We start from the raw sequence: 11402 nt of genomic DNA on the forward strand, positions 1-11402 counted from the left end.
CCATTCAAATGCCTTTTGTAGGGGCAATCCTTTATGGTTGCCCTAGCCTAGTAAATTTCATCGCTTGGGGCTCCGTAGTATTTTGAGAGGTTTTGCTACTGGTTGCTTGTGAAGACACAAGCAACGGCGTAGAAAAACGAACTTAGAAGGTTGTTCTGCGATTATTAATGACGTATTGTCCAAGGCTTAAAACAGCGTGGGTGGGGTGAGAGATGCTTGCGCCAGACAGCGTAGCACAACAAAAGCCTTGTCCCATCACAGGCAAGGCTTTTTGCATTTAAATAAACGGGATAGTCTAAACTCTCTACAGCAACAGCTGTGGTTAGGCATTGGATGCTACCAGCGGAGTTACCTCTGGAAAATCTACCATAGTTTCGGCAATATGATTGATATAATTGGTAAATATATTTTTTGTCACGTGTCCCACCAACTCTACCAAAGCCGCTTGGTTATAGCCTGCCGCAAAAAACTCCTCAATCAATGCCTGGTCGGGTAGACCGTTTTTTTCAGTAATGGCTTTCGCCAATTTAGTCAAGGCACGCAATTTGGCATCCTCTATTTCCCCTGTTCTTAGCTGTACAGTTTCTTCTTCAGTAAAACCCACCATTTTGCCTATGGCAGTATGGGCAGAAAGACAATAAGTACAAGCGTTTGACTCGCCCACTGCCAAAGCAATGGCTTCGCCCTCTTTGGCGTTAAACTCTCCTCCATTCAGGTTGTCACCCAAAGTAAGCAAGGCGTTCAACCCCTTGTGTGAATGGGCAATGGTAGCATACAAATGAGGCACTTTACCTACTTTCTTTTTCAATGCATCAAAAATACCTTGAGTTTCAGGAGCTACTTGTTCGCGAGTTAAAATTTCTAAATTTTTCATTTTGTGTGAAATGTTTTGGTTTAATAAAAGTAACTTTATTTGTTACATTTTAGTATCTTAAAAAACGGCTACAAGTGCCGTGTTGGTAATAAAACCTTATTGTAACTCTTTTTGTTACAATAAAAACTTAATTCTGATAAAATACTTTATAAATGACTCATTTTTAAACACTTAAAAACTGTTAATGTAATGTTAAGCATAGAGTAGGGGAGCCTGAAAGTCTAAACAAACCCCAAGTTTGTCCCCTCCTCTTGGTCTTAAGCGCAGCTGACCAAGAGAGCGGGTAACGATCGCAAAGAACTTGGTCTTGCCAAAAAAGACCACTACAAGTGAGTTTGCATGGGTTTTCAATCAGACTTGGTATTATACCTCAATCACTTCTCAAAACAACCACAAAAAAAGCGACGGCTTACCTATGAGTAAACAATCGCTTGTGTAATATAACCGAAGTTATGGGGGGTAAATCACTTGTCAGGGACTTGCAAAAATTGCTCATGTCACTGAGAGGATTCACTTTTATATTAAGAAGTTTTCAACAAAAATCTGATTTTTTCAAATCGGTAATTTTATTCAACCTGGCAGATAAATCGCTTACCTTTACTGGAGCCAATGCCGACTTCATGGCCAGTTCTGCCTCAGAGTAGACCCCGTCTACCAACTCGCTCAGGTTCATGCTTACGACACATTCGGGATTTATTTTTTTTGGTTTATAAAACAAGTCGGTTTCACGTACAGCCTGATAAATGTCCCAGAGCGAAATCTGACTGGCAGGACGTTTCAGAAAAAAACCACCTTTGGCTCCTGCTACGCTGCCTATAATGTCATTGTCGCGTAGTCGGGCTACAATGCGTCGAATCACTACTGGATTGGTCTTTACGCTGTCGGCCAATACCTGCGACGATATGAGCTTTTCATCTCCTTTTATTTGCATAAAAATACAAATATGTATGGCTGTAGTAAACCTTCCGTTGGCTTGCATAATTTCCTGAATATGGTGAAAAAAATGTGGGTTGTATACTTCAATACTCCGCAGTGATTTTAGTCAAAGTTGACTACTGATTACCTTCGGTGAGCTCGCCGTAGCAGAGCTACAGGCTCGGTTATCAGTAGGTTATGATTTTAAAAACTATTTAATTGCACGACGTAGACCTAAAACTGAAACCCTTTTAAAAATAAAGTAGGTACGCAACTTTAGTATAAACTACTGATTAACTTCGTTGAGCTCGCCGTAGCAGAGCTACAGGCTCGGTTTACAGGGTTTAATAAGGTAAACATTTACTCGAATCAGCTACGGACTATGGACTAAATACTATGGACTATTGATGCTTCGTTTGCTAAGTAAACCTACAAAAATAACCTGAGCCATAAAACGGTACCTTTGCCGAGTGGACTTCCTCAACAAATATTTTGTTTTATTGGCACATCTTATTTTTTCCGCTTTACTAAAAGCGATCATCTTGCTCTACATACGAAACCGTAACTTATATAGTTACATCTTTGTCGTATCCACTACCATTTCAGTTTCTTCTTCGTTGAGCCAGGCGTTGATCAACACCCCCGAAATAGAAATCGGTGATGACAATAATACTTCTTCTTTGGCAACAGCTTCTTTGAGTTGGGCACGAGTAAACCAACGGGCAGCTTCCAGTTCCTGATCCAACAATTCAAAGGCTTGGTGGGTGGCTTGCGCCTTAAATCCCAACATAATAGAGCCCGGAAACGGCCAAGGTTGGGACGATTGGTACTGTACCTGATTGATCTCTAGCCCCACCTCTTCCATTACTTCACGTTGAACAGCTTCTTCCAAACTTTCGCCTGGCTCTACAAAACCTGCAACCAACGACAACCTTGTACTGGGTTGCCAATGGGGTTGGCGCACTAACAATGCCTGGTTTTGGTAGGTAATCATGGTAATAATGGCCGGGTCGGTACGTGGATAATGCTTTTTGCCACAATCGATATTGCTACACACCCGCACATGTCCTGCCCACTGATTTTCGGTAGCACTGCCACACCGCCCACAATACAGGTGGTTACGATTCCAGTAAAGCATTGCCTGGGCATAACCCAATATGGCGGCTTCGGCACGTTCGGCAGCCTGGCTTGCTTGCCTCAATTTCTCAAAATTACCTTGTTGTTGCCAAAAAGGATGCTCATCGGGTGCTTCTTCTGCTACTTCTATAGCAAAATAATGGTGGGCTTCTCTAGTACCCAAAAACACCCACTTGCTTTGGTCTTGTACCAGGTGTTGGGCTTGTGCTATGGGCACAAATACTGGATCACTGCCCTTCATTAAGTGCTTACCTTGCCATACTGGCACTACATAAGTGGGTGCATCAGCAGCCATTATTTCCTGTAGGTTGATGGTAGGGCGATGAGTAGCAAGGCGGTCTAATGGATTGCTGGTAAAATAGTTTTGCCTCGAACGATGTAAATGATTCGTCATAAATTAATTATCAGTAGTTATTTACCTCCTGAAAGGTAACACAGCCTAAGGGCTTGTTTAAAGCGTTGGTAACTATCACAATGATTGCCAACGCTATACTAACGAATCAAACCAAATATTGTTTGGCAATTAAAACAAGGTTAAATAATTCGCAAAAGTATTGCCTTGAGTTTTTAATCAACGCTAATGATCACAAAGCCCGCCCAATCGAATGGGGTAGTTGCTTTGCCACTATTGAGCATAGCCAGCTTGGTGGTTTGCAAGGCCTTTGAGTACCTGCCTCCTTTTTTGATTTCTTTGTAAAAGCGAATCATAAAATCACGGGTATAAATCCCCAGGTTTTTCCACAAAGGATATACTACATTGTGTGCTCCGGCATATACAAAACCGTGCCCCAGACCAAAAATGCCTCCGTCTTTGTCGTAGTGTTCAAGACCAGACTCGCAATGACTCAACACAACCATGTCAACCTCTAGCTTCATTTTAAATATTTCGGGATAAGTAATGCCTGTTTTAGACAAAAGTAGCCGTGAACCTTCGGGGTGTGCCTTGCTAAACTGGGCGTGGGTAGCTATGTGCAATAGCTCGCTCGAAACAGTCTTACCCAATAACTGCTTGCGTTGGGCAGCTCCTTTTACAAACACCTTGCGTCGGGGGTACATGGCCCCAATCGCCTTTACTTCTTCGGCACTTGCTGCCAGGGTTTCAAACTTTTTTTGAGCAAAGTCAACCGGGGCAATGGCTGTCCAGGGGTGTTGATAAGTACGTAATATTTTTTCGGCAAAAGCCAAACTGCCTGAGAAGTGATAGGTTACGTTAAAGTTTTTGAGCAAATAAGTCCATTGACCACTGGCAGCACTGGTGGCGGGCTGGCGCAGCAGGGTTTCAAATGGTAACAACGTAAGCTCCTTGTCGGGTACAATAATGAGGTGTTTTTTTTCTTTAAAAACAGGTTCTAAGGGCTTAAGCAAGCGCTGATAGAGTTGGTAAGCCAATTTTTTGTACTGCCCCATGTTTTTTTGCTTGATGGCTTTGCGCAAACCCTTGATTTGCCCCACGAGGCCTTTTTTGGCAAGCTTAGTTACTTTAAATGTTTCATTGGTAAGGGCAAACACATAAACCCCTTTTTTGCCAATGAGGTATTCGAGCATCGCAGTTTCGGGCTCTAGCTGCTCTCTGATTGACTCGGCTGTTAAAATCTGGGCTTTGGGATACAGCGCCACTATTGCGTTCGACTCGTCTCGTTCGTAAAAGTAAAAAGCCGTTTTGTAATCTTTCAGGGCAATACTTGCCTCTATAGCCCCTTGGTTTACCTTGTCGGCAAGTTTGCCCAATCGTACTCTTTGCGCCTGGGTGTATGCCTTCGTTCTAATGTTTTCTATATATTGGTCGCTTGCCTGGTAAGCTTGCAAGGCAGCCTGATGATTGTCTATATTTAATATTTCTGCTTTGTTTGCCAACGACTGTAGCTTTTCGAGTTTGTCGGTATTGTTTACCTTGATGGCTTGTTCGTACAACTTAAGCGCACTGGGGTAATCTTTCTTGAGGTATTTTACATAGCCTTTTAGGTTGTACAATGCCGCCAAACGGTAGTCATTGTTGCCCCTTACTTGCTGGCGCAATACCAATGCCTTGTCGAAATAAATCAAGGCCGAATCGAGTTGTTTTTGTTGAATAAACAGTTCCCCTACATGAATGTAATTACAAGCTGCCAAAGCCTTACGGTTGATGCTGATACTGGTAGCCAGGCTTTGTTTAAACATAGCCAATGCCTGTTGGTCAAGCCCTTGCTCTCGAAACATCAGCCCCAGTTCACGTTGCAGGCTCACCACCAGCGAACTACGTTTGCCATAAATTTTGGTGTGCAAATCTATCGATTTCTCATAAAAATAGCGTGAAGAGTCATAAACTGCTTGTTGGCGGTAAGCCAGACCTATATATTTATGTGCCTCGGCAATGCCTTCGGGGTCTTGAGCGCCTTCATAGGCAGTAAGCATTTGTTGGTAAGCTCCCAAGGCTTCATCAAACTTTTCCTGTTGGATGAATTGATCACCGTTTTTTTTGAAAGGCGCCCCTTTGTCTTCTTGGGCTTGCGCCAAAAATATAGAAAAAGCAATCAGTGTGAGGGAAAGCAATGTCTTGCGAAATGATATAAGCATTGAAGTTTAATTTTGGTTATTTTTGAAAAAAATGGCGGGTTGAAAAAACCTGATTCTATAAATAAAAGACAAAAATAGCATTTATGTAATAATGAATAGTAAAACGAGGAAAAATTTACGACTTTTTGGCTGAACCTTGTACCTTGCAGGGTTGCAGAAGACAACCCATCAAAATATACATCAGACTATTTCCAAGCCCTGACAAAAATGAACCCTACATTGGCCATTTATGGCATTCAAGACAGAAACAACCTGAAATACCCAGGCTACGTACACGATCACTCGTTGTGTATGATGCAAGCCGGACAAGTGGTGCAGTGCCTGCAACTGGAACGCCACACCCGCAAAAAACACGATCATCAAATGCCCCACCGCCTGGAAACCTTGCTCAATAAAAAACTGGTGCAGTTGCCTGCCAATTGCGACTGGGTATTTGTTAACTCATTTGTAGGCAATAGCTTTATCAGCAAAAATGGCAAAATCAGGTTCGATGCCTTGCCCGAACAACAACTGGGCGTCGACCTAAGGCAGGGCTATGGCTGGCTGGAGCTGGAAAAATGGCAGGGCAATGCTTTGAATGCCTATAGTATTTCGCATGAGTTGGCGCATGTATTTTCTTGTGTACCTTTTTTTGGCAATTTTAAAAATAATAGTCTACTCGTCAGCTTTGATGGGGGGGCAAGCCTAGGCAATTTTGCGGCTTTTTTGTACCAAAACCAACAACTACAGGTGCTGCATTGCGATTGGGAGCTCAAGTCTATCACCAATTTGTTTAATGCCAATGGCTTAAGTTTTGCCCTCTTGGGAGTGCACCCCAAGCACCACAATAGCCTGGCGGGTAAACTCATGGGGTTTGCTGCTTATGGGCGCTACCGTGCCGACATACTTACCTGGCTGGAAAATCACCAGTTTTTTGCTGATTATTGGACTCAACAAGACGTTTTTTACGAAAGTGCCCAAAAACATTTTGGCTGGCAAGGCAAGGTAGGCGACCTGACCGATCTTTTTTTGCAAGACATTGCTTTTGCTTTTCAATACACTTTTCAGCAAAAACTTTTGGCACGCCTTACCCAGCTTCAGCAACAGGTAAAAGCCGATTACCTATACTACGCGGGTGGTTGTGCGCTCAATATTCCGGCAAATCGTCAAATAGCCCAATCGGGATTATTCAAGCAAATATACATTCCACCTTGCTGCAATGATTCGGGTTTGGCACTGGGTGGAGCGGCATTTCTGGAGTGGAAAAAAGGACATAAAATTTCCTGGCACTCACCTTACCTCAACAATGTTGGCTTGCCCACCCTCCAACCTCCTGATGATCTCCATATATTGGCGGCACGCATTGCCAATGCCTTGCTCGATGGCAAAATTATAGGAGTATGCCAGGGAGTAGCCGAAATAGGCCCCAGGGCGTTGGGCAACCGAAGTATTTTGGCGCTGCCCAACTCAATTGATCTGGCAAAAAAGGTGAGTGAAGACTGCAAAAAACGAGAGTGGTATCGCCCAATAGCACCCGTGATGCTCGAAAAAAACGCCCAATTAGTAACAGGTTTGACACAAATTCCAGCCATCACCCAGTATATGCTCAGCGATTTCGAGATTTTACCCGATTATCACCAAAAACTGGAAGGAGTAGTGCATGTAAATGGTACGGCAAGAATTCAAACGATTTTTGAGCGGGTACAAAACCCTTTATTGTTTGAAGTACTCCACTGTTTGGATGCCCAGGGGGTATTGGGGTTGATCAATACATCGTTTAATGTTCAGGGTGAACCTATGGTACATACTCCAGCCCAGGCACTTGCCAGCGGCAAAGCTATGGGGCTCGATGGTGTGGTAGCCGATGGAGCGTTGGTGTTATTTGAATAATGTTTGTTCTTCGCTTGGGTAACCACTCTGGTATGCCACTACATTGCCCCATAAAATAGCGTATCAATACGTTTGAATAACGGAATTTACCTACTGTATGTAGTTATTTTAATGGGGCATAAACGCGCTTTGGTAGAAACTTTTGAGCGTTTTGGCTCAACCTCTCTTTTTGCGGCGTATTGTCAGCAAAATTATTTGTACACTTCTGGTAAATATAGGAGCTAGTGTACGACTACTCTAAAAGCTTCAAACATATACACTACAATGAAAAAGATAAGCATTGGGCTATTAACCATTGGGTTGTGGGTCATGAGTATTCACACGCAGGCGCAAAAAATTGGGAAAATTAAAAGCAATGCTAAAAGTAGCAGCAATAGCCGCAAAAGTGATAGATCATCGGGTAGCGGAGGTTCGAGCAGTTCAGGTTCAGGCAGTGGTTTTAATGGCGAGGTCTGCTTTGATATTTTTATAGGTTGCTTAGATATTTTGAGTACTGCCAGCTCAAACGAGCATCAAAATACTTCTACGCCAGAGTATGCTCCTACTTCTACCCCGATCCCTGCTAAAAAAACAGAAGAAAAACCGGAAGTGGTTACTCCCTCTCCAATATTAGTACAAAAAAACCAAGCTACCCCAGCATTACCCCAAAAGAAAAAAGCAGCGCAACGCGCCTACTTTCAGGTAAAAGCAAGTTATGGTTTTTTGCCTAATAATTATGAGATATTTCGCCCTGGAGTAAGGGCACGCTTTGGTAAAAAACATGGGTTTGGAATGGCGGTTGACTACAGGTACAACTTCTTGCGAGAAAAGGTGCTGGGCGATTATGCTTCTTACTTTACCCACGATATTCAAATTTTGCAGTTTGCCCCCGAAACCAATGGCGATGTAGAAATACGTGTAGGGGGAGGCTTGATGATAGATGAATTTAAAGAACTTTATCCCGAAATACTGGTAGGTTTCAATGCTCTTGCCAATAATATGCAATGGAACTTTGGCTCTGAGCTACGTTTTGCCCCTAACACCACCAGTGGTGGACAAGCCCCGGCACGTATAGAATGGGGGGCAAATGTACAGTATGCCCTGGTCAATCAGCCCAAGTTTAAACTGTATGGTGGCATACGCTCAAAGGTAGCCAGTTATTTTGGCGAAAAAATATGGAGTATTGGCATTGGGGTAAACATGCGAATATATTAGGTTAGTGAACACTTGTGGGCGGGTAGTGTTAAACAGCCATTTCAACAATAGAACACAGGCGATATAGCAACCTTTATAACATTAGGTACTTGTTACTTGTGCGAGTAATGAACAATTTTTACCTTGCGGCTGTTTACTACTCACAAATTCTCACCATACAACTTAACATGTCTACTACACGCGTTGTTGTTTTTCTGGTATTTTACATACTCATAGAAATATACATTTTTTCGGGATTAAACCTTACTTTTAAAAACCCTTTGGGGCAAAAAATTCTTATAGGTATTTATTTCTGCTCGCTATTGGTTACATTGATAGGTATTATTGCCATCTTTACTTCGTTTCCTAATGGCTACAGTAAAGTGAGCTGGACACAAAACCTGATACTGGGGCTATTGTTTAGTTTTTTTATTACCAAGCTGGTATACGCCGTGTTTTTGTTGATGGTAGACTCCGAAAGTGTAGTAACCTACCTCATCCGGCGATTCTCTTCAAGCGATGCGGCTCCCTCACTACAAAGGCGTCAAACCCTCAAACAAATAGGGGTATTGGTAGCCATGATACCACTCACTAGTTTTTTGTATGGGGTGTTCAAGGGGCGCTACAATTACCGTTTGCACAAAGTATCTTTGAGTTTTCCTGACCTGCCTGCTGCTTTTGATGGTTTTAAGATTGTACAAATATCTGATGTACACTCTGGCAGTTTTGACGATACTGAGGCTGTAAAACGGGGCATCGAAAAGATTCAACAGCAACAAGCCGACCTCATTTTGTTTACCGGCGACATGATCAATAACCTGGCAGAGGAAATAGAGCCTTACATAGATTTGTTTCAGTCATTGAGTGCGCCTTTTGGCAAATATGCGGTATTGGGCAACCACGACTATGGCGAATATATAAGCTGGGAATCGGAAGAAGCCAAAAAACAAAATCTTGTCAAATTAGCCCAACACCACCAGGCTATGGGGTTTGAGCTCTTAAATAATGCGCAAGTACCCATCAAAAAAGCCAATGAACAAATTAAAGTGGTGGGAGTAGAAAACTGGGGGAAAAAACCTTACCCTCAAGAAGGTGACCTGAACAAAGCATTTGCCCAAAGTCAACCCGATGATTTTTCTATATTAATGTCGCACGATCCTAACCACTGGGACCTAAAAGTGCTCGATTTTCCTCAGAAAGTACACCTGACCCTTAGTGGACACACCCACGGAATGCAAATGGGGGTAGAGATTCCAGGGTTTAAGTGGAGCCCGATAAAATACAGCTATAAAAGGTGGGCGGGGCTTTATAAAAAAGCAGGACAATACTTATACGTAAATCGAGGGTTTGGCTTTATTGGATTTCCGGGCAGGGTAGGCATTTGGCCAGAAATCACCCTTATAGAACTCAAAAAAGAAAAAAACTAAGGGATGTTTTTGGTATGGTAGTCATTTGCCTGTGCTCTGACTACCTATTGAAATTTTATTTTTGTCCGGAAAGTAACCTGTCCCCGTTTGCGCAAATACAACCACGAACGGGGTGCTTTCCAACGAGCGTTTTGCAATAAAGCTACACACGCCTTGTCTATCTTGCGCGATACACCCTGTAATACATTTACTTGTTGTACTTTTAGGCGATTATCTATAGTAATGATGAGGAGCATTTCTTTACCTTGATGCCGTTTTCTCAATAGCTTTTTGGATAATTGTGGCTTGATATAATGGCTCAGGTCTACAGGTTGGGTGTGGTACACTGCTTGGGGCAAACGAGGCAAGTGATAATTGGTGATACTGTCTGCCTTTATTTGGGGTTGTACCCAATAGTCTTTGCCAAACTTCTCCGCCACCTTTAGTGCCATCGTTTTACTATAACTTTCTGTTGTCGCATCTACCACACAACCTTCATGACTCACCTTGATACCTAATTTACGCAATTCTTTCATATATATATTGGTATGAGTCATGTCTGAAGGGAAACCATAAAAACGCAAGTGATATTTGCCCTGACGAGCATCGCGCAATGCTTGTACTTTGCCCGCAGTACGTCCCCACAATAGCATAGGAGGTGGAACCATGCGCGTGGGCTCGTTTAGGTGTATCCTTGTCGGGTCATCTAACCCTAACTTTTTACGCGCCCACTTTGTCCAGGGGTTTTGAGCTAAAAAAACGTGCTTATTTTGCTGCAACCACGCAATATCTGCAGGAAGTTGTGTAAGTTGGTTGTCGTTTAGGTTGAGTGTTTTGAGCTGGGTAAGCCTCTTAAGTACCGTTGGAAATTCCTTTAGTTGATTTTTGCCTACGTTTAAATCACGTAAGTTTTTTAAAGCGCTTATGTATGAAGGTAAACGAGTGAGCCTGTTTTGGTACAAATCCAGTTTTTGTAGCTGGGTAAGTTGTCCCAGTTCTTTGGGTAAACTGGTAAGTTCATTAAAAGCCAATATTAATGTTTGAAGCTTTTTGAGCTGAGCGATCTCTTTGGGCAATGCTTTTAACTTGCAATTAGTAAGCACCAGTTTTTCGAGGTTTTGGAACTGAAAAACTTCAGCAGGTACCTGCGAAATACGCTGGCTTGTCAGGTCCAGTACTTTTACTTTTTCGGGTGTTTCAAGGGCAAGCTCTATGTGGTAAAAAATCTTGGGCTTGTTTTGGGCATTCCCTGCCGCAACACTTGCCAGTATCAAACAAGTGAGTAAAGTTATTTTTTTGATAGAGGGTATCATCGCAATCGTTTTTTAACAAAGTTAACGATTCAATGTCTAAACTTTATCTGATAATTCACCAATGGCTGTTTTGAGTTTATGAATCCTGAAAACTCTACAGATTAGGAAAGAGTTATAAATGTTTTAAATTTAGGGTCAAAAATGCCTAGTTTACCTGCTTAT

Annotated in this window: 8 protein-coding genes; 3 read left to right on the top strand and 5 right to left on the bottom strand. The window is 42.5% G+C overall.

Translation table 11 applies throughout. The annotated features are described in order from the left end of the window. Positions 1-322: 322 nt before the first annotated feature. The 4 genes from Q0954_RS30440 to Q0954_RS30455 form a co-directional block, all read right to left on the bottom strand. Entirely contained in the window at positions 323-874 is a 552-nt protein-coding gene (locus Q0954_RS30440; protein WP_299464536.1) for a carboxymuconolactone decarboxylase family protein, read from the bottom strand. 532 nt (positions 875-1406) lie between these two features. After that, the gene (locus tag Q0954_RS30445) at positions 1407-1853 is read right to left on the bottom strand and encodes an Rrf2 family transcriptional regulator (RefSeq protein ID WP_299464539.1); all 447 of its coding nucleotides are present in this window, start codon (positions 1851-1853) and stop codon (positions 1407-1409) included. Positions 1854-2363: 510 nt separating this feature from the next. After that, positions 2364-3320: an NAD(+) diphosphatase gene (gene nudC, locus Q0954_RS30450; RefSeq protein ID WP_299464542.1), complete on the bottom strand. Its 957-nt coding sequence runs from the start codon at positions 3318-3320 to the stop codon at positions 2364-2366. 173 nt (positions 3321-3493) lie between these two features. Then, positions 3494-5479, bottom strand: coding sequence for a CHAT domain-containing protein (locus Q0954_RS30455; RefSeq protein ID WP_299464545.1), 1986 nt, complete (start codon positions 5477-5479; stop codon positions 3494-3496). A gap of 207 nt (positions 5480-5686) precedes the next feature. Between Q0954_RS30455 and Q0954_RS30460 the strand changes: the two genes are divergently transcribed. The 3 genes from Q0954_RS30460 to Q0954_RS30470 all read left to right on the top strand — a co-directional run bounded on the left by Q0954_RS30460 (position 5687) and on the right by Q0954_RS30470 (position 9948). Continuing rightward, positions 5687-7348 carry a carbamoyltransferase C-terminal domain-containing protein gene (locus Q0954_RS30460; protein ID WP_299464547.1) on the top strand — a complete coding sequence of 554 codons (1662 nt, stop codon included), beginning with the start codon at positions 5687-5689 and terminating at the stop codon, positions 7346-7348. 264 nt (positions 7349-7612) lie between these two features. Further along, positions 7613-8542, top strand: a complete 930-nt coding sequence (locus Q0954_RS30465; RefSeq protein ID WP_299464550.1) for a hypothetical protein — start codon at positions 7613-7615, stop codon at positions 8540-8542. 167 nt (positions 8543-8709) lie between these two features. Then, on the top strand, positions 8710-9948 hold the full coding sequence (locus Q0954_RS30470; protein ID WP_299464553.1) for a metallophosphoesterase: 1239 nt from the start codon (positions 8710-8712) through the stop codon (positions 9946-9948). Positions 9949-9992: 44 nt separating this feature from the next. Here Q0954_RS30470 and Q0954_RS30475 read toward each other — a convergent pair whose 3' ends face one another. After that, complete coding sequence (locus tag Q0954_RS30475; RefSeq protein ID WP_299464556.1) at positions 9993-11240, bottom strand: leucine-rich repeat domain-containing protein; 1248 nt, start codon at positions 11238-11240, stop codon at positions 9993-9995. Positions 11241-11402 lie beyond the last annotated feature (162 nt).

This window comes from uncultured Microscilla sp. (assembly GCF_947493425.1).
Classification (GTDB): Bacteria; Bacteroidota; Bacteroidia; order Cytophagales; family Microscillaceae; genus Microscilla.

What these genes read in the sequence shown, in the direction of transcription:
- Q0954_RS30460 (WP_299464547.1), top strand. Translation starts at nt 5,687, where the DNA reads ATGAACCCTACATTGGCCATTTATGGCATTCAAGACAGAAACAACCTG.
- nudC (WP_299464542.1), bottom strand. Translation starts at nt 3,320, where the DNA reads ATGACGAATCATTTACATCGTTCGAGGCAAAACTATTTTACCAGCAAT.
- Q0954_RS30475 (WP_299464556.1), bottom strand. Translation starts at nt 11,240, where the DNA reads ATGATACCCTCTATCAAAAAAATAACTTTACTCACTTGTTTGATACTG.
- Q0954_RS30470 (WP_299464553.1), top strand. Translation starts at nt 8,710, where the DNA reads ATGTCTACTACACGCGTTGTTGTTTTTCTGGTATTTTACATACTCATA.
- Q0954_RS30455 (WP_299464545.1), bottom strand. Translation starts at nt 5,479, where the DNA reads ATGCTTATATCATTTCGCAAGACATTGCTTTCCCTCACACTGATTGCT.
- Q0954_RS30465 (WP_299464550.1), top strand. Translation starts at nt 7,613, where the DNA reads ATGAAAAAGATAAGCATTGGGCTATTAACCATTGGGTTGTGGGTCATG.
- Q0954_RS30440 (WP_299464536.1), bottom strand. Translation starts at nt 874, where the DNA reads ATGAAAAATTTAGAAATTTTAACTCGCGAACAAGTAGCTCCTGAAACT.
- Q0954_RS30445 (WP_299464539.1), bottom strand. Translation starts at nt 1,853, where the DNA reads ATGCAAGCCAACGGAAGGTTTACTACAGCCATACATATTTGTATTTTT.